The 22205-nt window shown below is 70.5% G+C and carries 20 protein-coding genes; 8 read left to right on the top strand and 12 right to left on the bottom strand.

The genetic code is table 11. The annotated features are described in order from the left end of the window. Positions 1 to 171 precede the first annotated feature (171 nt). The 7 genes from OG390_RS44630 to OG390_RS44600 form a co-directional block, all read right to left on the bottom strand. Entirely contained in the window at positions 172 to 945 is a 774-nt protein-coding gene (locus OG390_RS44630) for an ABC transporter ATP-binding protein (RefSeq protein ID WP_406176010.1), read from the bottom strand. Then, the gene (locus OG390_RS44625) at positions 938 to 1867 is read right to left on the bottom strand and encodes an ABC transporter permease (protein ID WP_406176009.1); all 930 of its coding nucleotides are present in this window, start codon (positions 1865 to 1867) and stop codon (positions 938 to 940) included. Before OG390_RS44625 ends, OG390_RS44630 begins: the two co-directional genes overlap by 8 nt. 100 nt (positions 1868 to 1967) lie before the next feature. Continuing rightward, positions 1968 to 2840, bottom strand: a complete 873-nt coding sequence (locus OG390_RS44620) for a glycosyltransferase family 2 protein (RefSeq protein ID WP_406178244.1) — start codon at positions 2838 to 2840, stop codon at positions 1968 to 1970. An 8-nt stretch (positions 2841 to 2848) separates the two neighbouring features. Further along, positions 2849 to 3628, bottom strand: a complete 780-nt coding sequence (locus tag OG390_RS44615) for a CDP-alcohol phosphatidyltransferase family protein (protein WP_406176007.1) — start codon at positions 3626 to 3628, stop codon at positions 2849 to 2851. After that, the gene (locus OG390_RS44610) at positions 3606 to 4667 is read right to left on the bottom strand and encodes an iron-containing alcohol dehydrogenase family protein (protein WP_406176005.1); all 1062 of its coding nucleotides are present in this window, start codon (positions 4665 to 4667) and stop codon (positions 3606 to 3608) included. Before OG390_RS44610 ends, OG390_RS44615 begins: the two co-directional genes overlap by 23 nt. Beyond that, positions 4655 to 5407: a sugar phosphate nucleotidyltransferase gene (locus tag OG390_RS44605; protein ID WP_406176004.1), complete on the bottom strand. Its 753-nt coding sequence runs from the start codon at positions 5405 to 5407 to the stop codon at positions 4655 to 4657. Before OG390_RS44605 ends, OG390_RS44610 begins: the two co-directional genes overlap by 13 nt. After that, positions 5404 to 7200 carry a DUF5941 domain-containing protein gene (locus OG390_RS44600; protein WP_406178242.1) on the bottom strand — a complete coding sequence of 599 codons (1797 nt, stop codon included), beginning with the start codon at positions 7198 to 7200 and terminating at the stop codon, positions 5404 to 5406. The genes OG390_RS44605 and OG390_RS44600 overlap by 4 nt, the downstream gene beginning before the upstream one ends. A 383-nt stretch (positions 7201 to 7583) precedes the next feature. On the opposite strand from OG390_RS44600, the gene galE reads away from it, so the two are divergent. The 4 genes from galE to idi all read left to right on the top strand — a co-directional run bounded on the left by galE (position 7584) and on the right by idi (position 11129). After that, complete coding sequence (galE, locus tag OG390_RS44595; RefSeq protein ID WP_406176002.1) at positions 7584 to 8564, top strand: UDP-glucose 4-epimerase GalE; 981 nt, start codon at positions 7584 to 7586, stop codon at positions 8562 to 8564. A 134-nt stretch (positions 8565 to 8698) separates the two neighbouring features. Then, positions 8699 to 9637, top strand: a complete 939-nt coding sequence (locus tag OG390_RS44590; RefSeq protein WP_406176000.1) for a cation diffusion facilitator family transporter — start codon at positions 8699 to 8701, stop codon at positions 9635 to 9637. A gap of 244 nt (positions 9638 to 9881) precedes the next feature. After that, positions 9882 to 10412 carry a GNAT family N-acetyltransferase gene (locus OG390_RS44585; RefSeq protein WP_406175998.1) on the top strand — a complete coding sequence of 177 codons (531 nt, stop codon included), beginning with the start codon at positions 9882 to 9884 and terminating at the stop codon, positions 10410 to 10412. A gap of 123 nt (positions 10413 to 10535) precedes the next feature. Beyond that, positions 10536 to 11129: an isopentenyl-diphosphate Delta-isomerase gene (idi, locus tag OG390_RS44580; protein WP_406175997.1), complete on the top strand. Its 594-nt coding sequence runs from the start codon at positions 10536 to 10538 to the stop codon at positions 11127 to 11129. Positions 11130 to 11140: 11 nt separating this feature from the next. On the opposite strand, the gene OG390_RS44575 is transcribed toward idi, so the two are convergent. Continuing rightward, a complete protein-coding gene (locus OG390_RS44575) occupies positions 11141 to 11647 on the bottom strand; it encodes an ATP-binding protein (protein WP_406178240.1) in 507 nt (168 codons plus the stop codon). A gap of 370 nt (positions 11648 to 12017) precedes the next feature. On the opposite strand from OG390_RS44575, the gene OG390_RS44570 reads away from it, so the two are divergent. Next, positions 12018 to 12761 carry an enoyl-CoA hydratase/isomerase family protein gene (locus OG390_RS44570; RefSeq protein ID WP_406175996.1) on the top strand — a complete coding sequence of 248 codons (744 nt, stop codon included), beginning with the start codon at positions 12018 to 12020 and terminating at the stop codon, positions 12759 to 12761. A 13-nt stretch (positions 12762 to 12774) separates the two neighbouring features. On the opposite strand, the gene OG390_RS44565 is transcribed toward OG390_RS44570, so the two are convergent. Next, positions 12775 to 13410 carry a DJ-1/PfpI family protein gene (locus tag OG390_RS44565; protein WP_406175995.1) on the bottom strand — a complete coding sequence of 212 codons (636 nt, stop codon included), beginning with the start codon at positions 13408 to 13410 and terminating at the stop codon, positions 12775 to 12777. A gap of 10 nt (positions 13411 to 13420) precedes the next feature. Continuing rightward, on the bottom strand, positions 13421 to 14374 hold the full coding sequence (locus tag OG390_RS44560; RefSeq protein WP_406175993.1) for a GlxA family transcriptional regulator: 954 nt from the start codon (positions 14372 to 14374) through the stop codon (positions 13421 to 13423). 113 nt (positions 14375 to 14487) lie between these two features. Here OG390_RS44560 and OG390_RS44555 point away from each other — a divergent pair, with 113 nt between their 5' ends. Then, on the top strand, positions 14488 to 15354 hold the full coding sequence (locus OG390_RS44555; protein WP_406175991.1) for an SCO6745 family protein: 867 nt from the start codon (positions 14488 to 14490) through the stop codon (positions 15352 to 15354). Positions 15355 to 15442: 88 nt separating this feature from the next. Next, complete coding sequence (locus OG390_RS44550) at positions 15443 to 17827, top strand: Tex family protein (protein ID WP_406175989.1); 2385 nt, start codon at positions 15443 to 15445, stop codon at positions 17825 to 17827. 233 nt (positions 17828 to 18060) lie between these two features. On the opposite strand, the gene OG390_RS44545 is transcribed toward OG390_RS44550, so the two are convergent. Together OG390_RS44545 and OG390_RS44540 are read right to left on the bottom strand one after the other, a co-directional pair. Continuing rightward, the gene (locus OG390_RS44545; protein ID WP_406175987.1) at positions 18061 to 19707 is read right to left on the bottom strand and encodes an ABC-F family ATP-binding cassette domain-containing protein; all 1647 of its coding nucleotides are present in this window, start codon (positions 19705 to 19707) and stop codon (positions 18061 to 18063) included. A 414-nt stretch (positions 19708 to 20121) separates the two neighbouring features. Next, positions 20122 to 21156: an oxidoreductase gene (locus OG390_RS44540; protein WP_406175986.1), complete on the bottom strand. Its 1035-nt coding sequence runs from the start codon at positions 21154 to 21156 to the stop codon at positions 20122 to 20124. Between the two features lie 66 nt (positions 21157 to 21222). Here OG390_RS44540 and OG390_RS44535 point away from each other — a divergent pair, with 66 nt between their 5' ends. Continuing rightward, positions 21223 to 22188, top strand: coding sequence for an FAD-dependent oxidoreductase (locus OG390_RS44535; RefSeq protein WP_406175984.1), 966 nt, complete (start codon positions 21223 to 21225; stop codon positions 22186 to 22188). Positions 22189 to 22205 lie beyond the last annotated feature (17 nt).

Genomic DNA, 22205 nt, shown 5'->3' with positions numbered 1-22205 from the left:
GCACCGGTACAGCTTACGTTGTACAACGCGGCACGCTCCGTCGGGGTGTCCTGCACATCACAACAACACACCGATTGGCGTCAAGATTCCTAAGGCCAGCAGGAGTTGGCGTTTCCTTTGCAGACGCAGGGCCCCGCCGAAGAGTTCCGGCGGGGCCCTGAGCGAAATGGGCTACTTGCCCGTGAACTTCTCGTACTCCTTGAGGACCTCTTCGGTCGGGCCGTCCATGCGCAGCTCACCGCGCTCCAGCCAGAGCACGCGGTCGCAGGTGTCGCGGATCGACTTGTTGTTGTGACTGACCAGAAACACCGTGCCGGCGGACTTGCGCAGCTCGCGGATGCGTTCCTCGGAGCGTTTTTGGAACTTGCGATCGCCGGTGGCGAGGGCCTCGTCGATCATCAGGACGTCGTGGTCCTTGGCGGCCGCGATGGAGAAGCGCAGACGGGCCGCCATGCCGGACGAGTAGGTGCGCATCGGGAGGGTGATGAAGTCGCCCTTCTCGTTGATGCCCGAGAAGTCGACGATCTCGTGGTAGCGCTCCTTGATCTGCTCGCGGGACATCCCCATCGCAAGCCCGCCCAATATGACGTTCCGCTCGCCCGTCAGGTCGTTCATCAGGGCCGCGTTCACACCGAGCAGCGAGGGCTGGCCGTCGGTGAAGACCTTGCCCTTCTCGGCGGGGAGCAGGCCGGCGATGGCACGCAGGAGCGTGGACTTGCCGGAGCCGTTCGAACCGATCAGGCCGATGGCCTCGCCGCGGTACGCGGTGAAGGAGACGCCCCGGACGGCATGCACCTTGCGGACCCCGCGCTCCTCGCCGCGCTTGAGGATACGGCTGAGGGCGGCGGTGGCGCTGCCCTTGCCGGTCTTGGCGCCGTTGACGCGATAGACGATATGCAGTTCGTCCGCGATGACGGTGGGGATGTGAGACGTCTTCTCAGCCACGGCCGTACCTCTCTTCCGCCTTCCAGAAGTACACGAACCCGCCGAGGGCGACGACCACGGCCCAGAAGATCGCGATGGCCCACACGTGCGGCGGCAGGTTCGCGGATCCGTACCCGTCGATGAGCGCGAAGCGCATGAGGTCCATGTAGACGGCGGCCGGGTTCGCCTGCAGCGCGCGGGCGATCCACTCCGGGCGGCCGGCGAGCATGGTGCTGATGGAGAACATGACACCGGACGCGTACATCCACGTACGCAGGATGAACGGCATCAGCTGGGCCAGGTCCGGCGTCTTGGCGCCCATCCGGGCCACGATCAGCGCGAGGCCCGTGTTGAAGAGGAACTGCAGAACGAGCACCGGGATGATCAGCAGCCAGGACAGGCCCGGGTAGCTGCCGAAGGCGATCGCCACGATGAACAGCACGATCATCGAGAAGAGCAGCTGCTGGAGCTGCTGGAGCGCGAACGAGATGGGCAGCGAGGCACGCGGGAAGTGCAGTGCGCGGACCAGTCCCAGGTTGCCGGAGATCGCGCGGACGCCGGCCATGATCGAGCTCTGCGTGAACGTGAAGACGAAGACGCCCGTCACCAGGAACGGGATGTACACGTCGTGCGACATACCGCGGTTGGCCTTCAGGATCAGGCCGAAGATCAGGTAGTAGACGCCCGCGTTCAGCAGCGGGGTCGCCACCTGCCACAGCTGGCCCAGCTTGGCCTGGCTGTACTGGGCGGTGAGCTTCGCCTGTGAGAAGGCGAGGATGAAGTGGCGCCGCCCCCAGAGCTGACGCACATACTCGACGAGTCCGGGCCGGGCGCCGCTGACCGCGAGCCCGTACTTGGCGGCCAGGTCGGCCGCGCAGAGCCCGTCATCGGGCGACGGTCGGTCGCTCACCGCGACTCCGCCGTCATGCGTTGTCTCACTCACAAGTGGAAACTTTCGTCTTCAAGATGCGCACCGCCTGGTCGGGCGTAGGCATGAGTCAGGGACCGGGGTACGGCCACGAATGCTCTCAGAAATGAGCTTGTCAGATGACAGGAGGTCGGCCCAGTCGAGTCAGCCGCCACACCGTACGCCACTTCATGGGGCGCCGGGGACCGCACGGACTGGTCCAGCCCTCCTTGAAGCCGCCGAACCACGCCTTGAGAGCCGGTCCCGAGGGGCGGCGCAGCAGCGTCAGGAGCATCCAGACGCCGAGGTAGACCGGGACGAGCGGCGCCGGAAGGTTTCGGCGCGCGAGCCAGACCCGGTTGCGGGCCACCATGCGGTGGTAGACCGCGTGCCGCGAGGGCGCGGTCGTCGGGTGGTACAGCACCATGTCCGACCGGTAGTCGATCATCCAGCCCGCGTCGAGGGCCCGCCATGCCAGGTCGGTTTCCTCGTGCGCGTAGAAGAATTCGTCCGGGAGCCCGCCGACTTCGGCGAAGACCTTCGTACGGACCGCGTTGGCGCCGCCGAGGAAGGTGGTGACGCGTGAGTTGCGCATCGGGTCGGAGGCGCGCAGCCGCGGGACGTGGCGGCGCTGGGTCTCGCCGGTCTCGGGGTCGGCGATGCGGAAGCTGATGATGCCGAGCTGCGGGTCGGTGGCGAAGGCCTCGCGGCACAGTTCGGCGGTGTCGTGGGTCGCCAGGAGGCCGTCATCGTCCAGGAAGAGGAGGACGTCCACGTCCGTGCCGCCGGGGCCGAAGGCCTCGATGCCCACGTTGCGGCCGCCGGGTATGCCGAGGTTCTCGGGCAGCTCGACGGTGCGGATGCCTTCCGGGACGTCCGGCACGGGCGAGCCGTTGCCGACCACGACCACCTCGACCGGCTCGCCGTCCTGCTTGGCGACGGAGTCCAGCAGGGCCCGGAGCTCTTCGGGGCGGTTGCCCATCGTGATGATGACCGCGCCGACCTTCATCGGGGCGCTCACTTCAGCCTGCTCGAGGCGAGGATGGACACGAGGTGCAGCAGCGTCTGCAGGAGCGCGATGCCGGCCAGCACCGCGACGCCGAGCCGGGAGAAGAACAGGTCGCCGCGTACTTGGTCCAGCACCGCCAGGACCAGGATCAGCAAGGACGCCTCGATCCCGAGCACCAGCCGGTGGAACTTCAGCGCCCCGGCGGCCTTGCGGGCCAGCGCCATGCCGGACGAGCGCGGCTCGGACGCCGCCTCCTTGACCGGCGGCAGGCCGCCCTGGTGCCGGGCCACGCCGACGAGATCGGTCTCGGCCTTGATCAGGATCGCGCCGAGCGCGGCCAGGGTGCCGAGGAAGGCCCAGAGCCAGTCGATCCGCCCGGAGCCCCAGAGATCGGCGGCGCGCAGACCGAAGCCGACGAGCACCGCGGCGTCGGTCAGATAGGCACCGACCCGGTCCAGGTACACCCCGCTGAGCGAGAACTGCTTCTTCCAGCGCGCGATCTCGCCGTCGACGCAGTCGAGCAGCAGATAGAGCTGGACCATCAGCACGCCGAGTACGGCGCCCGCGATCCCCGGCACCAGCAGGGCCGGGGCCGCGAGCACACCGCAGAGGGTCATCAGGTACGTGAGCTGGTTGGGCGTGATCCTGGTGTTCACCAGGTAGCGGTCGCAGCGCAGCGAGATCTCTCGCATGTACAGGCGTCCCGCCCAGTGCTCACCGCTGCGCCGGTCCTTCACTCCTGCGGGGTGAACGACGGGGCGGAGTTCAGCTACCGATGGCCTTGGCATAGTCGGCGTAGATGTCCTTGATCTGGTTGGTTTTCAGGTCGAGGTGTTCGAGGATCGTGTAGCGGCCGGGCCGGGTCTGCGGGGCGAACTCCACGACCTGCACGAACTCGTCCACGGTGAAGCCGACCTCCTCCGGCAGCACCGGCAGCCCGTGCCGGTGCAGCACCTCGGCCATGTACGCCGACTCCTCGTGCGCCCCCCGCAGATACATCGCGAAGGCCGCGCCCAGGCCGCACTGCTCGCCGTGGCTCGCCGCGCGCTGGGGGAAGAGGAGGTCGAAGGCGTGGTTGATCTCGTGGCAGGCGCCGGAGGCCGGACGCGAGTCGCCCGAGATCGACATCGCCACCCCGGTGAGGACCAGCGCCTCGGCCAGTACCTGGAGGAAGTCGTTGTCGCCGATGCCGCCAGGGTGGCGCAACACGGCCTCACCGGCCTGCCGCGCCATCGCGGCCGCGAGTCCATCGATCTTCTCGCCGTTGACGCGGTTGGCCAGCTCCCAGTCCGCGATCGCGGAGATGTTGGAGACGGCGTCGCCGATGCCGGCGCGCACGAAACGTACGGGGGCCTCGCGGATGACATCGAGGTCGATGACGACCGCGATCGGGTTCGGCACACCGTACGAGCCGCGGCCCGCGTCGTTGTCGAGGGTCGCGACGGGCGAGCACAGGCCGTCGTGCGCGAGGTTCGTGGGCACCGCGACCAGCGGGAGGCCGACACGCGCCGCGGCGAACTTCGCGCAGTCGATGATCTTGCCGCCGCCCAGGCCCACGACCGCGTCGTAGTGGCCCGCCCTCATGGCACCGGCCAGCCGGATCGCGTCGTCGAGGGTGCCGCCGCCGACCTCGTACCAGGTGGCGCCGGGCAGGGCCGGAGAGATCCGCTCGCGCAGCCTGGCGCCGGAGCCGTTGCTCACCGCGACGGCGAGCTTGCCCGAGTGCGAGATCCGCTCGTCGGAGAGCACGCTCGCCAGGTCGTCCAGGGCGCCCGGACGGATGTCGACGACGACCGGCGAGGGGATGAGCCTCGTCAGTACTGGCATGCGATCTCACGTCCCTTGGCGAGGTCGTCGTGGTTGTCGATCTCGACCCACTTGACGTCACCGATCGGCGCGACATCGATCTTGAAGCCGCGGTTGACGAGCTCCTGGTAACCGTGCTCGTAGAACTGCTGCGGATCCTTCTCCCACACCGTCTTCAGGGCGTCGGCCAGCTCCGCGGCGGCCTCGCCCTCGATGAGGGTGACACCGATGTACTCGCCGGTGGCCTCGGACGGCTCCATGAGCTTGGTGATCTTCTGGACACCCTTGGCGGGGTCCACCACGACCTTCATCTCCTCGTCGGCGAGGTTCTTCACCGTGTCGAGGGCGAGGATGATCCTCTTGCCGTCGCCGCGGGCGGCGAGCAGCGTCCGCTCGACGGAGACCGGGTGCACGGTGTCGCCGTTGGCGAGGATCACACCGTCCTTGAGGGCGTCACGACCGCACCACAGGGAGTAGGCGTTGTTCCACTCCTCGGCCTTGTCGTTGTCGATGAGGGTGAGCTTGAGCCCGTACTTCTCCTCGAGCGCCGCCTGTCGCTCGTACACGGCTTCCTTGCGGTAGCCGACGATGATGCCGACCTCGGTCAGGCCGATCTCCGCGAAGTTGCCGAGGGTGAGGTCGAGGACCGTGATGCTGTCCTCTATGCCCGCGGGACCTACTGGCACGAGAGCCTTCGGGAGGCTGTCGGTGTAGGGGCGCAGACGCCGTCCGGCGCCGGCGGCCAGCACGAGGCCGATCATGCGGGTTCTCCTTCATCGTGTACGGCGGGGGCCCCGGAGGACACCCAGAAGCGGATGCTCTCGACGAGCACCAACAGGGCTACGGCCACGGCGAGCACCGTGAGCGCGACCTTGAACTGTGTGGCGGTGAGCAGCGCGGCCAGGACGGTGACCAACAGCGTCCTGCCTTCGTGCCCGCCGATCGCCCGCACCAGCCAGTGCGGGGGGGCGCCGGCGTTCCCGCGGATGCGGTACACCGTGTCGTAGTGATGGTAGGCGACCGCTGCCACCAGACCGAAAGCCGCAGGAAGTGCTCCGTTCACGTCGGCTTTGGCGGCCAGTACCAGAACGGTGCCGTATTCGGCGGCGCGGAAGAACGGCGGGACGAGCCAGTCGAGGGCGCCCTTGAGGGGCCGCGCGAGGGCCACCGGCGACAGGAGTACGTAGATCACGGCGCCCAGAACGGGCCACCAGCTGCCGTACGGGGCGAGCGCCGCGCCGAGCACCACGAGGGCTCCGGCGACGAAGGCGACGTAAGCCGGGCCGCGGCTTGCGAAGCCGCGCGTGAAGCGGGTCAGGAACTCGGCGAGCGGGCCGGAGTCGGTGAGGTCGGCGAGGGCGGTGGCGGCGCGGTCGGTGCGGCGGGCCTTGCGGGTCAGCGAGCGCAGTACGCGGCCCGCCGTGGTGTACGTCGCCGCGAAGGCGCAGCCGATGAGCAGCGCGTAGAAGGTGATGCGGGGGGTGGTCAGCGCCGTGAGCACGGCGATCATCGCCCAGCGCTCGCCGATGGGCAGCACTATCATCCGGCGCACCCACACCGTCCAGCCGACACTGTCGAGTTTGTCCGAGAGGGCCGCGGTGGGGCTGGTGTTGGCGGTGGCGTCGTGGTTCGCCTCGTTGAAGGAGAAGTCGACGACGTGCCGGCAGGTCTGCAGGATCATGGCGCCGAGGGCGAGCGCCCAGACGTCGTCGCCGCCGCGGGCCGCCCCGAGGGCGAGGCCCGCGTAGTAGGCGTACTCCTTGGCGCGGTCGAAGGTCGCGTCGAGCCAGGCGCCGAGTGTCGAGTACTGCAGGGAGTAGCGGGCGAGCTGGCCGTCCGTGCAGTCGAGGACGAAGGAGAACAGGAGCAGCAGGCCGGCCGCGACGAAGCCGACGCGGGTTCCGGTGGCGGCGCAGCCCGCGGCGATGAGCGCGGTGAGAAGTGAGGCGGTCGTCACCTGGTTCGGGGTGAGACCGTGGCGCGCGCACCAGCGGGCGATGTAGCGCGAGTACGGGCTGATGCAGTAGGTCGTGAAGAAGCCGTCACGGGCCTTCACGGCACTGCGCAGGCGTACGGCCTCGTCGTCCACGGCCGAGACGGCCTGGCGGGCCTCGTTGCGCTCCTGCGGGTCGCTCGGCACGGCGGCGACGAGCGTGCCGAGCTCGGGCTGGTGCACGGCGACGCCGTCCGCGTCGAGGGCAGCCCTGAGGCGCGCGGCGAGGTTGTCCGTGGCGACGGCGAGGCCCCCGGAGGCGGAACTCTCGCGGGCCACGGCCCGGGTCAGCGCCCGGCGGGCCTCGGGCTGCACGGATATGGCGCCGGGCAGCGCGGAGGCCGCGAACCGGGGGTCCGTGAGACCGAGGCGCAGCGCATGTGTGTGGCCCACGAAGCGGGCGTCGACGACGGCGACCCGCTGGTCCGCCGGGACGGCAGCCAGCAGGGACTCGGCCTCGCCCGCGTCGGAGGCGAGCCGCACGTCGAAGCCGAGCGACCGCAGATCGCCCTCAAGCGACGATCCGGGGACCGGCTGGCCGGTGAGGATGGCGGTCGACAGCGAACTCACTCCCTGGGTGCCGGCGCGTCCGCGCCGGTCAAGTGCGTGATGGGATGGCCCGACGACAGGGCCTGGCCGGGCGGCATGTCGGCAGAGGTTATCGGATGAATGGAAGCGGGCGTTCACCACCTGTTCATGGGCCGATCCACCCGGTTTTGCGTGGCCTCCGCCGCGATCATCATCAGGGATCCGGTGCCCACGCCACAAACCGCGCTCCCAGACCGGCGCATTCTCGGCATGGCACACGGCACCCGGCGCACCGCCCGGAGCGGGGCACGGCGGACACCGCGAGGACGGCCCGGAGCGGGGCAGGACGGACACCGGGGGCGGCCCGGACCGGGGCAGGACGGACAGCGCGCGGGACCGGCATAGGGTGGGCGTCCATGACATGGCTGATCACAGGCGGAGCCGGATACATCGGAGCCCACGTGGCGCGGGCGATGGCGGAGGCCGGAGAACGCGTCGTCGCCCTGGACGACCTTTCGTCGGGGGTGCCGAACCGGCTTCCGGAGAACATCGCGCTGGTGCGGGGCTCGTCGCTGGACGGGGATCTGCTCAAGCGGGTCTTCGCGGAGCACGCGGTGACGGGTGTGGTGCATCTCGCGGCACGCAAGCAGGTCGGTGAGTCCGTGGCCGAGCCGACGCGCTACTACCGGGAGAACGTGGGCGGTCTCGCGACGCTCCTGGAGGCGGCCGCCGAGGCGGGCGTCGAGCGGTTCCTCTTCTCCTCGTCGGCGGCCGTCTACGGCAACCCCGATGTGGACCTCATCACGGAGGACACCCCGTGCGCCCCGATGAGCCCGTACGGCGAGACGAAGCTCGCCGGGGAGTGGCTGGTGCGGGCGGCCGGGCGGGCGCACGGCATCGCGACCGTGTGCCTGCGCTACTTCAACGTGGCGGGCGCGGCCGCGCCGGAGCTCTCCGACACCGGAGTGTTCAACGTGATCCCGATGGTCTTCGACCGCCTGACCCGTGATGAGGCCCCGCGGATCTTCGGGGACGACTATCCGACGCCGGACGGCACGTGCGTCCGTGACTACATCCACGTCGCCGACCTCGCCGAGGCGCACCTCGCGGCGGCCCGGCGGCTGGCCGACGGCTCGACGGGTGATCTGACCGTGAACATCGGCCGCGGCGAAGGCGTTTCGGTCCGCGAACTCCTCACACTCATCGGCGAGGTCACCGGGGACTCCCGGGAGCCGGTCGTCGAGCCGCGCCGCCCCGGTGACGCCCCGCGAGCGGTCGCCTCGGCCGCGCTGGCCGCCAAGGAGCTGGGTTGGAGCGCGCGGCGCGGCGTGCGCGAGATGGTCGAGTCGGCCTGGGAGGGCTGGGTGTTGCACCACCCCGGGGCACGGGCCGAATGATCTTGTCAACGCTCTGACCTGCGCATCGTTTCCGCAGGTCAGGGCATATGACAACGGTGTTCAGTGCCGCGTTGCCCAATACCCCCCGCCCATAGTTGACTGTGATCCCGAGCGGAACACAGGAGGCGGCTTCCATGGGGGCTGGGCACGACCACGGGCATGCGCATGGAGCGCCGGCCCCCGGTACGGCGACAGCGGCGTACCGCGGGAGGCTGCGCGTCGCGCTGTCGATCACGCTCACCGTCATGGTGGTCGAGCTCGTCGGCGGTCTCGTCGCCGATTCGCTCGCGCTCGTCGCGGACGCGGCGCACATGGCGACGGACGCGCTGGGCCTCGGCATGGCGCTGCTCGCGATCCATTTCGCGGCCCGCCCGCCGAGCGAGACCCGCACCTTCGGGTACGCGCGGGCCGAGATCCTCGCCGCGCTGGCCAACTGTCTGCTGCTGCTCGGCGTCGGCGGCTATGTGTTCTACGAGGCGATCCAGCGCTTTGTGACCCCGGTCGACACCCATGGCGGCCAGACCATCGTGTTCGGCCTCATCGGTCTGGTCGCGAACACGATCTCGCTCACCCTGCTCATGCGCGGCCAGAAGGACAGCCTGAACGTGCGCGGCGCCTTCCTGGAGGTGGTGGCGGACGCGCTGGGTTCGGTGGCGGTCATCATCGCCGCGACGGTGATCATGACCACGGGCTGGCAGGCCGCCGACCCGATCGCTTCGATCCTGATCAGCCTCATGATCGTCCCGCGCTCCTGGAAGCTGCTCCGGGAGACGCTCAACGTGCTCCTGGAGGCCGCCCCCAAGAACGTGGACATGGCCGAGGTGCGGGCACACATCCTGGCGCTGCCGGGCGTCGAGGACATCCACGACCTGCACGCCTGGACGATCACGTCCGGCATGCCGGTGCTCTCCGTCCACGTGGTCGTCAGCTCCGAGGTCCTGAACGCGATCGGTCACGAGAAGATGCTCCACGAGCTCCAGGGCTGCCTCGGCGTCCACTTCGATGTCGAGCACTGCACCTTCCAGTTGGAGCCGAGCGGGCACGCGGAGCACGAGGCGAAGCTCTGCCATTGAGAGGCGAAGCTCTGCCGTTCATTCGAAGGCGAGACCGTCGCGTAATTCCAACGAAGGCGAGACCGTCGCGTAATTCCAACGCGAGACCGTCGCACCCGCTGCTAGCGTGGCCGGCGATCGGAGGAGGTGGGTTGATGACTGTCGCGTTCGGCGCTGCTGTGCGCAGCGACACGACCGTCCCCGCCCTCCGGGCCCGCGGCTGACCCGACGTGTCGGCCGGGCCCTTCACTCAAGGGTTTCCACGTTGACCGACAACGCTGAACACACCACTGCCTGGCACATCCGCCGGGAAACCTCCGCCGACCACGCGGAGGTGCACACCGTCAACGCCACCGCCTTCCAGAGGGCCGAGGAGGCCGATCTGGTGGACGCGCTGCGCGCCGACCCGGACGCGTGGCTGCCGGGCCTGTCGTACGTCGCCGAGGCGCCGGACGGCACGATCGCGGCGTACGCCCTGATCACCCGCTGCCATGTCGACGGCGTCCCCGCCGCGGCGCTGGCCCCCGTCGCCGTACGGCCGGAGCATCAGCGCCGGGGCGCCGGATCGGCCGTCGTACGCGCGGTGCTGGAGGCGGCACGCGCGCGTGGGGAGCGGCTCGTCCTCGTACTCGGGCATCCCGGGTACTACCCGAGGTTCGGATTCCTGCCCGCTTCGGAGTACGGCATCCGGCCCGGATTCGACGTGCCGTCCGAACACCTGATGGCCCTGATCCTGGACGATTCCTTGTCGGTGGCACCGGGCACGATCAGGTATCCGGCCGCTTTCGGGGTCTGACCCACGTCGGCCGCACGTCCCGCTCCGGGCTCTCGGGGCGGGACATGCGGGAGCCGCGAAGTGCCGGGAGTGCCGGTTTCGTACGGCAGACTTGGGGCTCGAAGACCGATGCGAAGGATGGGTATGCCGATCACACCTGCCACCGCGACGCACAGTTCGTCGAACGGCACCGTTGAAGCGATCTTGCTGGAGCTGGTCGACGAGGACGGCAACACGATCGGCACGGCGGAGAAGCTCGCCGCCCATCAGGCGCCCGGGCAGTTGCACCGCGCGTTCTCCGTGTTTCTTTTCGACGAGCGCGGTCGGCTGCTGCTGCAGCAGCGCGCACTCGGCAAGTACCACTCCCCCGGTGTCTGGTCGAACACCTGCTGCGGTCACCCCTACCCGGGCGAGGCGCCCTTCGCGGCGGCGGCCCGACGGACGTACGAGGAGCTCGGGGTCTCGCCCTCGCTGCTCGCCGAGGCGGGCACGGTCCGCTACAACCACCCGGACCCGGACTCGGGCCTGGTGGAGCAGGAGTACAACCACCTCTTCGTCGGGATGGTGCAGTCGCCGCTGCGTCCCGATCCGCAGGAGGTCGGCTCGACGGCCTTCGTCACCACCGCCGAGCTGGCGGAGCGGCACGCGAAGGACACCTTCTCGTCGTGGTTCATGACGGTGCTGGACGCGGCCCGTCCGGCGATCAGAGAGCTGACGGGTACGTCCGCGGGCTGGTGACGGCCGTCCCGCTACACGACGCTCGGAGTGAGCGGCAGGGCGGCCCAGATCACCTTGCCGCCGCTCGCGGTGTGTTCGACGTCGCACACTCCGCCCGACTCCCGGGTGACCTCACGCACCAGCAGCAGCCCACGGCCGCCGGTCTGTCCGTAGTCGGCCTCCAGGGCGGTCGGGCGGTAGGGATGGTTGTCCTCCACGGAGACGCGCACCCATTCGGCGCCGACGGCGACCTCCACGGCGAGCATCGGGGACAGCAGCGCCGCGTGCCGGACCGCGTTCGTGACCAGTTCGGAGACGATCAGCAGAAGTCCCTGGACCAGGTCGTCCGAGACGGGCACCCCCTGGCGGACCAACAGATCACGGACGGCGTGCCGCGCCTGCGGCACCGAGGCGTCGATGGCGGGAGCGGTGAACCGCCACACCCCCTCGTACGGCAGCGGGCCCGGCGGTCTCCCGTCGGGAGCCACCTGTCCGCCGACTTCAGGGCTCGGGTCGGACCCCCGCCCGAGGTTCGCCATCGTCCGGTCGCCACCCTTGCGCTCGATTGTCACCACACATGGAGTGTTGGTAATGCGCTGGTCCGTACCGGATGACTGAACAGAAGTCAGCGGTTATCGACAGCTTCTGATCGTTGGCGTATGACACGGTCAGTTGTGAGACTGCTCCTGCCCCTGTTGTGCGGACTTCAGAACTATTCGGGTTGTACGGGTTTGAGGGGCCGGGCTCGCCCCATTCGTTCCCCGCCCTCCCGCCGTCGGGGAGGCCCTCCGAGACCATGCCCACGACGCGCCGCCCGCCGTGTCCCACGGCGCGACATGGCCGTCAGCGCCTCCTCACGCCTGCTCCTTGTTGATCGGACGTTCGGCAGATGCCGCTAGCATCCGCCGTATGGAACCGCAGCTGTCGCACCGTGTCGGTGACGGGGTCGCCACCGTCGTCATCCGCTACCCGGCCAAGCGCAACGCCATGACGGCGGACATGTGGCGGGCCCTGCCGCCCCTGCTCGACGAGTTGACCGCCGACGCCGATGTACACGCACTGGTGCTCACCGGCGAGGGTGAGACGTTCTGCGCCGGAGCCGACATCTCGACGCTCCGGGGCTCCCCGGACGAGGCGCAGGGCCTTGCCACACTCGCCGAGGAAGCGCTCGCCGCGTTCCCGAAGCCGACGCTGGCCGCGATTCGCGGGTACTGCGTGGGCGGCGGGTCCCAACTCGCGGCGGCCTGCGATCTGCGGTTCGCGGAGGAGGGGGCGCTGTTCGGGGTGACCCCGGCGAAGCTGGGGATCGTCTACTCGGCCTCCTCGACACGGCGGTTGGTGTCGCTGGTGGGGCCCGCCACCGCCAAGTACCTGCTCTTCTCGGGCGAGTTGATCTACGCGGAGCGGGCGCTGCGCACGGGTCTGGTCGACGAGGTGCTGCCCGAGGGCACGCTCGACAAGCGCGTCGCGGAGTTCATGCGCGTGCTGACCTCGCGTTCGCTGCTGACCCAGGCGGCGGCCAAGGAGTTCGCGAACGGGCGCACGGACCGGGACGCGTACTGGGCGGCGCAGGCGGGAGGCGGCGGCGACACCGCGGAGGGGGTCGCCTCCTTCCTGGAGCGCCGGCAGCCGCGCTTCACATGGATGCCGTGAGCGTGCGGCGGGACTACGTCAGGATGAATCGGCTCTTCGTACGGAACTCCTCGACGAGGTGCGCGGGCGCCTTCTCCGGTGAGCCCGCGTCGTAGGGCGGCTGCGGGTCGTACTCGGTCAGCAGTTGTACGGCCTGGGCGTGTTCGTCACCCGCGATCCGTCCGAGCAGGGCGAGCCCCATGTCGATTCCGGACGAGACGCCGGCCGCGGTCACGTACTTTCCGTCGAACACGACCCGCTCACCGGTCGGCTCGGCGCCGTATTGCTTGAGGAAGTCGAGGGCCAGCCAGTGGGAGGTGGCCCGGCGGCTGTCGAGGAGCCCCGCGGCGGCGAGCAGCAGCGAGCCGGTGCAGACCGAGGTCGTCCAGGTACTGGTCTGGTCGGCGGCCCGCAGCCAGTCGAGGAGGACCTCGTTCTCCATCAGGGCGGACTGTCCGGGGCCGCCCGGGACCACCACGACGTCCGGGTGCGGCACCTCGGCGAGGGCCTTGTCGGCCATCAGCGCCAGATTGCCGGTGTCGGCACGGACGGGGCCGGCGTGCTCGGCGACGAAGACGGTCTGCGCGTCGGGCGCACGGCCGAGTGTCTCGTACGGGCCCACGGCGTCCAGGGCGGTGAAGCGGTCGTAGAGGACGATGGCGATCTGCATCGGGTTCCTTTCAATGGGTGGGCGCCGTCCGGAAACGGCGGCGGTACTCGGCCGGTGCCGAGCCGAGGGTCTTGATGAAGGCGCGGCGCATCGCCTCGGGCGTGCCGTAGCCGGATGCGCGGGAGATCTCCTCGATGCCGTCGGCGGTGTCCTCCAGGAGGCGCCGGGCATGTTCGAGGCGGACCTGCTCGACGTACCGGCCGGGCGTCATGCCGGTCTCGGTCCGGAAGGCGCGGGCGAAGTGGCGGGGCGAGAGGCGGGCACGGGTGGCGAGCGACTCGACGCTCAGGTCGTCGCCGGGGTGCTCGGTGATCCATTGCTGGACCTCGCGCAGCGGTTCGCGCTGCGCGGTCTGGACGGCCAGCTGGGCGCTGAACTGGGCCTGGTTGCCCGGGCGCCTGAGAAAGACGACCAGGTGACGGGCGATGGCGAGGGCTGCCTCGCGCCCCAGGTCCTCCTCGACGAGCGCCAGGGCCAGGTCGATTCCTGAGGTGACGCCGGCCGAGGTGGACACCTGGCCGTCACGGACGTAGATGGGGTCCGGGTCGACCTGGATCGCCGGGTGGTCGCGGGCGAGTTTGTCGCAGTAGGCCCAGTGGGTCGTGGCGCGACGGCCGTCCAGGAGACCGGCACCGGCGAGCAGGAGGGCACCGGTGCAGACGGAGACCAGCCGTGCGGCGCGCGGGCCGTGCTCGCGCAGCCAGTCGGTCAGGCGGGGGTCGGGGCGGCGGGTGCCGGCGCCGCCCGGAACGAGCAGGGTGTGCGGGGCGGGCGCGTCGGCGAGCGAGTGGTCCGGGACGAGGGCGAGGCCGCTGGAGGTGCGCACCGGTGTGCCGTCCAGGGAGGCGGTGCGGATGCGGTACGAGCCGTCGCGGTAGTTCTCGGCGCCGGTGAAGACCTCCACAGGACCCGTGACGTCGAGGCTCTGCACAGCGTCGAAGAGGACGACCAGGACGGTTCGCATGCCTTTGATTCTTGGCGGCCGAAGCGATGGCCGCAATGACGAGCACCCCTCCTTTCCTGCCATCCCCGGCTCCGCCGTTCCCTGCGTACCGACCAGTCGGTAAGGTGCGGGACATGACCACTCCACTGCCGGAGCGCGCCGGGCGGCGCTGCCACAACGTCCTCAACCCGCTGCACTCGACGCACTACTTCTCGCCCGATCTGGGGCGGGAGCTCGCCTCGGTCGGGATCGAGGACAGCAGGGGCGCGTACTTCGCCGTCCGGGCCGCGGCCATGGGTGCGGTGGGCCCGGGCACGGTGACCTCGACGTTCTACAACTTCCGCCACGAACTGGTGGCGAAGCATCTGCCCGAGGTGTGGCGGGCGGCCTCTCCGGAGACTGTGCTCGCGGCACGCGCGCGTGCCGTCGACGCGACGCTGCGCCGGCTGCTCGGCGAGGACCTCATCGCCTCCAAGGAGGTCGCCGAGGCGGCGGAACTCGCGCTGCGCGCGGCCGAGGCCTGCACCAGGACCGCGCGTCCGCTGTACGCCGCCCACGCGGACCTGCCGGTGCCCGACGCGCCGCACCTCGCGCTCTGGCACGCGGCCACCCTGCTGCGCGAGCACCGCGGCGACGGCCACCTCGCGGCGCTGCTCGACGCGGAACTCGACCCGGTGGAGGCCCTGGTGAGCCACACCGCGACCGGCAAGGGCATGGCCCCGAAGTGGGCGCTGGGCACGCGCGGCTGGTCCCGGGCGGACTGGGAGGCGGCGGCCGGGCGGCTGCGGCAACGTGGACTGCTCGACACCGAGGGCGAGTTGACGGACGCAGGCGCGGCCCTGCGCGGCGAGATCGAGGCGCGGACGGACCGGCTGGACCGCGCCCCGTACGAGCATCTGGGCGCCGCTGGAGTCGAACGACTCACCGAGCTGGCCAAGGGCCTTCTCATGACGGCGCTCGCGGCCGGCGCCTTCCCCGAGGGCATGACCGGCAAGGTCTGACACCGCCGACCGGTGCCCTGATCCCCCGTTGTCGGTGTCACCTGCCACAATTGCCGCGCAACCTCAGTGGAGAAGGCGGTACGGGATCGTGACGACACCCCTCGTAGGGTCCATCGAAGGCAGGATCGCCGAAGAGCTCGGCGTACGGGAGCGGCAGGTCAAGGCCGCCGTCGACTTGCTCGACGGCGGTTCGACGGTGCCCTTCATCGCCCGCTACCGCAAGGAAGCGACCGAGATGCTCGACGATGCGCAGCTGCGCACCCTCGAGGAGCGGCTGCGCTATCTGCGGGAGCTGGAGGAGCGGCGCGCCGCGATCCTCGACTCGGTGCGCGAGCAGGGCAAGCTCACCGCCGAGGTCGAGGCGCAGATCAGGGGCGCCGAGACGAAGGCGCGTCTTGAGGACATCTATCTGCCGTTCAAGCCGAAGCGGCGCACGAAGGCGCAGATCGCGCGCGAGGCGGGCCTGGAGCCGCTGGCCGAGGGCCTGCTCGGCGACCCGTCGGTCGATCCGCTCGCCGCGGCGGCGGCCTTCCTCGACGCCGACAAGGGGGTCGCCGATCCGCAGGCCGCCCTCGACGGCGCCCGGTCGATCCTCACCGAGCGGTTCTCGGAGGACGCCGACCTGATCGGCGAGCTGCGCGAGCGCATGTGGGTACGGGGGCGGCTCGCCGCCAAGGTGCGGGACGGCAAGGAGGAGGCGGGCGCCAAGTTCGCCGACTACTTCGACTTCGCCGAGCCCTTCAAGGAGCTGCCCTCGCACCGCATCCTCGCGATGCTGCGCGGCGAGAAAGAGGAGGTCCTCGACCTCGTCCTGGAGCCCGAGGAGCCCTCCGAGCAGCCCGGTCCGTCCTCGTACGAGGGGATCGTCGCCCACCGCTTCGCCATCGCCGACCGCGGCCGCCCTGCCGACAAGTGGCTCACCGACACCGTCCGTTGGGCCTGGCGGACGCGGATTCTCGTGCACCTCGGCATCGACCTGCGGCTGCGGCTGCGCACGGCGGCCGAGGACGAGGCGGTGAACGTCTTCGCGGCCAACCTGCGCGACCTGCTGCTCGCGGCTCCGGCGGGCACCCGCGCGACGCTGGGCCTGGACCCCGGGTTCCGTACCGGTGTGAAGGTCGCCGTGGTCGACGCGACCGGCAAGGTCGTCGCGACGGACGTGATCTACCCGCACGTACCGGCCAACAAGTGGGACGAGGCGATCGCCAAGCTCGCACGGCTCGCCAAGGAGCACGCGGTCGAGCTGATCGCGATCGGCAATGGCACGGCGTCCCGCGAGACGGACAAGCTCGCCGCTGAACTCATCACCAAGCACCCCGAGCTCAAGCTCACCAAGGTGATGGTTTCCGAGGCGGGGGCGTCCGTGTACTCGGCGTCCGCGTTCGCCTCGCAGGAGCTGCCCGACATGGACGTGTCGCTGCGTGGCGCCGTGTCCATCGCGCGCCGGCTCCAGGACCCGCTCGCCGAGCTGGTGAAGATCGACCCGAAGTCCATCGGCGTCGGGCAGTACCAGCACGACCTCTCCGAGGTGAAGCTGTCCCGGTCCCTGGACGCGGTGGTCGAGGACTGTGTGAACGGCGTGGGCGTGGACGTGAACACGGCGTCGGCGCCGCTGCTGGCGCGGGTCTCGGGGATCACCTCCGGGCTCGCGGAGAACATCGTGGCGCACCGGGATGCGAACGGACCCTTCCGGTCGCGAACGGCCCTCAAGAGTGTGGCCCGGCTCGGCCCGAAGGCGTACGAGCAGTGCGCGGGCTTCCTGCGGATCCGGGGCGGCGATGATCCGCTGGACGCATCCAGCGTGCACCCCGAGGCGTACCCAGTGGTGCGGCGGATGGTGAAGACAGCGGGCAGCGAGGTCGCGTCGCTGATCGGCAACACGGGTGTGCTGCGCTCGATGCGGCCGGACGACTTCGTCGACGAGACGTTCGGTCTGCCGACCGTCACGGACATCCTCAAGGAGCTGGAGAAGCCCGGGCGCGACCCGCGGCCCGCCTTCAAGACGGCCACCTTCAAGGAGGGCGTCGAGAAGATCTCCGACCTGGCGTCGGGGATGGTGCTGGAGGGGGTCGTCACGAATGTCGCCGCCTTCGGAGCCTTTGTCGATGTCGGCGTCCACCAGGACGGGCTTGTGCATGTCTCCGCGATGTCCAAGACCTTCGTCAAGGATCCGCGGGACGTGGTGAAGCCCGGGGACATCGTCAAGGTGAAGGTGCTGGACATCGACATTCCGCGGAAGCGGATCTCGCTGACTCTGCGGTTGGACGACGAGGCGGCGGCTCCGGCCCAGGAGGGGGGCGGGCGGCCCCAGCGTGGAGGGCGGCCGCCGCAGCAGCGGGGGCAGCAGCGGCAAGGGCGCGGGGGCGGTAGCGGGGGCGGTGGGTCTCGGCAGGCGCCGCCGCCTGCGAACAGTGCGATGGCGGATGCGTTGCGGCGGGCGGGATTGGTGGACCCCAAGCGGGGGCGGGGCTGACGCCTTGGCGTCCGGTGCCGGGGCCTTGGTGACAGGGCCCCGGCGCGGGGGCTGAACTCGGGACTGGGTGCACGCTGCCCGGCACTCACAGGTCGCCGCTGCGCCCACCCGTGCCGCCCACGGCGGCACGGGTGGGCGCAGCCACGACAACTACCAAGGCACCCGGCACCCATGTGTCGCTGCAGGTGGGCTGCCGCCCCAGCGGCACGCCGGCCCGCGGCTGAGCAGGGTCGCTACGACGGCAGTTCCGTCACCTTGCCGTCCGCCACCTCCAAGCGGCGGGTCGTGTGGACCGCGTCGAGCATGCGGCGGTCGTGGGTGACGAGGAGGAGGGTGCCCTCGTAGGAGTCCAGGGCCGATTCCAGTTGCTCGATGGCGGGGAGGTCGAGGTGGTTGGTCGGCTCGTCGAGGACGAGGAGATTGACGCCTCGGCCCTGCAGCAGGGCCAGTGCTGAGCGGGTGCGTTCGCCCGGGGAGAGGGTCCCCGCGGGGCGCAGGACGTGGTCCGACTTCAGGCCGAACTTGGCCAGCAGGGTGCGGACTTCGGCCGGTTCCGTGTCCGGGACCGCCGCGCAGAACGCGTCCAGCAGGGACTCCGAGCCGAGGAACAGCTTGCGGGCCTGATCGACCTCGCCGACGATCACACCCGAGCCGAGGGTGGCGTGGCCCGCGTCCAGGGGGACACGCCCCAGCAGGGCGGCGAGCAGCGTCGACTTGCCCGCGCCGTTCGCGCCGGTGACCGCGACCCGGTCCGCCCAGTCGATCTGCAGTGTCGCCGGGCCGAAGGTGTACTCGCCGCGCCGCACCTCCGCGTCGCGCAGCGTGGCGACGACCGCGCCGGACCGCGGTGCCGCCGCGATCTCCATGCGCAGCTCCCACTCCTTGCGCGGCTCCTCCACGACGTCGAGACGCTCGATCATGCGCTGGGTCTGCCGGGCCTTCGCTGCCTGCTTCTCGCTGGCCTCGCTGCGGAACTTGCGGCCGATCTTGTCGTTGTCGTTACCCGCCTTGCGCCGGGCGTTCTTGACGCCCTTGTCCATCCAGGAGCGCTGCATCTGGGCCCGGCCTTCGAGCGCGGACCGCTTGTCGGCGTACTCCTCGTAGTCCTCGCGAGCATGCCGGCGGGCCACGTCCCGCTCGTCCAGATAGGCCTCGTATCCACCGCCGTACAGCGTGATCTGCTGTTGCGCGAGGTCCAGTTCGAGCACCTTGGTGACCGTGCGGGTCAGGAACTCGCGGTCATGGCTGACGACGACGGTCCCGGCGCGCAGGCCGCTCACGAAGCGCTCGAGGCGTTCCAGGCCGTCCAGGTCCAGGTCGTTCGTCGGCTCGTCGAGCAGGAACACGTCGTAGCGGGAGAGGAGGAGGGAGGCCAGCCCCGCGCGAGCCGCCTGGCCGCCGGACAGGGAGGTCATCGGCTGGTCCAGGTCGACGCGGAGTCCCAGGGTGTCGGCGACCTCCTCGGCGCGCTCCTCAAGGTCGGCGCCGCCGAGGTCGAGCCACCGCTCCAGGCTGGTGGCGTACACGTCGTCCGCGCCGGGCGCTCCGTCGACGAGTGCCTGTGTCGCGTCGTCCATCACCCGCTGGGCCTCGGCGACGCCCGTGCGACGCGCGAGGAACTCCCGAACGGTCTCACCCTCCCGCCGCTCCGGCTCCTGCGGAAGATGCCCCACGGTCGCGGACGGCGGGGACAGCCGCAGCTCGCCCTGCTCCGGCGTGAGGAGACCGGCGAGCAGCCGCAGCAGCGTGGACTTGCCCGCGCCATTGGCACCGACGAGACCGATCACATCGCCGGGCGCGACGACGAGGTCGAGCCCGGAGAAGAGCGAGCGGTCGCCGTGTCCGGCGGCGAGGTTCTTGGCGACGAGAGTGGCAGTCATCAGAAGGCCGATCCTAACGGCCCGGCCTCGCGACCCGCGCCAGGGTTTTCAACGGCTCCCCTGCCCGTATCACGGGCCCGGCTGCTGCCCGTACCCATTGTCCGTGCTCAGCGGCCCGCCTGCCCGTACCTACGGGCCCGCCTGACCGTACTCACTGTCCGCGCTCAACGGCCCGCCGACCCGGACTCAAGGGCCCGCCCGCCCGTACCTACGGGCCCGCCTGACCGTACTCACTGTCCGCGCTCAACGGCCCGCCGACCCGGACTCAAGGGCCCGCCCGCCCGTTGTCACTGTCCGCGCTCAGCGGCCCGCCGGCCTGGCCCGTGCTCGGGGGCCCGCCTGCCCGTTCTCACTGCTCTCACTGTCCGTGCTCAGCGTCTCGCCTGGCCGTACTCGGGGCCCGCCTGTCCACTCTCAACGGCCCGGCTGTCCGTGAGCCATCGCCTCCACCAGCACACTTCCCGACGTCCGCGCCACGATGAACGACTCCCCCTTCACCGCCCTGGCGTCCAGCGCGACCCGGTGCCGCCCCGTCTCCAAGATCCCGTCGAAGACCTCGTGGGCATGGGTGCGGGAGAGGCGGTCGAGGCGATACGCGGTCAACTGGACGCGGCAGGTGGAGGTGACCTCGATGCCCGCCTCGCCGTCGGCGGCGACGAGCCGTGTGAGACGGCGCAGCTCCTGCGGGCTGCGGTCCAGGGCGTGCTCGATCTGGGCGACCAGCAGCGGGATGATCGGGGCGAGGCCCTCGACATACGCGACCTCGACCCCCGCCCGCTGGAAGCACCGGCGCACGGCCGCACGTTCGTCCTCGCCGACGGCCCGGCCGAAGACCACCGCGCCGTACGTACGGAGTTCGTCGGCCGGGACGTCCGTGGCGTCGCGGGTGATGTCGGTGCCGATGCCGATGGTGCGCAGGGCGGCGGCGAGCTTGGCGAGCAGCGCGACGCGAGCGCCGATCAGGAGGACGCGGCGGCGCGGTCCCGAATCGCCGTCGAGGAGGGAGTTCAGCGCGCTGCGGTACTCGGCGCCACGGAAGCGGAAGGGCCCTATCCCGTGGTAGCCATTGAGCTCCAGGTCGGCCCGTTCGTCCGTCTGCCAGGCGAAGTCGCGCCACACGTAGTCGTCGCCGGCCTGCTCGATGACGGCGGTGACGGCACCGCATTCGAGACTCGCGCACTCCGGGCAGCCGTAGATGACGTACCGGCCGCCGTCGAGTGGGGCGTCTGCCTCCAGGAGGAGGCTGCGCACCTGGGCGGTGAAGATCGCGGGCGGCACGTCGGAGGCGAGCGGCGACACCGCGTCGAGGTCGGAGAGCTGGAACAGCAGCGGGCGGCCGTCGACGATGAAGTCCACGAAATCCCGGTGCACTTGGTAGTCACCGTTGGCGAGGACTCCACCGGCACGCATCGCCGGTGCCAGGCCGAAGGTCGCGTACTCGGCAGACATGCTGTGAGTATCCCCAGACTGAGAGTGATGTGAGCACGGCATGACAGATTCCGTTAACGTCCCCGCGTGAAGAACGCTCGCAGCGGTGAAGTGATCGTGGTCGGCAGCGGTGTCATCGGCCTGACGACAGCCCTTGTCCTGGCCGCGGGTGGCACGCGGGTACGGGTGTGGGCGCGGGAGCCCGCCGAGCGGACCACCTCGGCGGTTGCGGGCGCGCTGTGGTGGCCGTATCGCATCGAGCCGAAGACTCTCGCCCGCGCGTGGGCGCTCCAATCACTCTCCGTGTACGAGGATGTGGCGGCGCGGGACGAGGAGACGGGCGTACGCATGGTCGAGGGCGTACTGGGCGAGTCACGGCTGGACGAGCAGGCCTCGTGGGTCGCCGCCCGGGTGCCGGGGCTGCGAGTGGCGACGGCCGAGGAGTACGCGGGGACGGGGCTGTGGGCGCGGCTGCCGCTGCTCGACATGCCGGCGCATCTGCGGTGGCTGCGGGAGCGGTTCCTGCGGGCGGGCGGGACGATCGAGGCGCGCACGGTGGCGGATCTCGCGGAGGCCGAGGCACCGGTCGTCGTCAACTGCACGGGCCTCGGCGCCCGCGAGCTCGTACCCGATCCGGCCGTGCGGCCCGTGCGCGGACAGCTGGTGATCGTCGAGAATCCCGGTATCCGCACCTGGCTCGTCTCAACGGACGCGGACGCGGGGACGACCACATACGTCTTCCCGCAGCCGGATCGGCTGGTGCTGGGCGGCACCACCGACGAGGACGACTGGTCGCTGACGCCCGACCCGATGGTGGCGCAGGAGATCGTCGGGCGATGCACCGCGTTGCGTCCCGAGATCGCCGGGGCGCGCGTGCTCGACCACCGGGTGGGCCTGCGGCCGGTGCGCGACTCGGTCCGGCTGGAGCGCGAGGTGCTGCCGGACGGGCGGGTGGTGGTGCACAACTACGGTCATGGCGGTGCGGGCGTCACGGTGGCGTGGGGGTGCGCGCGAAAGGCGGCCGGGCTCGCACACCCGACCGCCTCCGCGTGAGGTCCTCAGGACCTGAG

It is taken from the genome of Streptomyces sp. NBC_00996, assembly GCF_045162675.1.
GTDB lineage: Bacteria > Actinomycetota > Actinomycetes > Streptomycetales > Streptomycetaceae > Streptomyces.
Note: the sequence above shows the minus strand (reverse complement) of the source record. Positions and strands in the feature narration are given on the sequence as shown.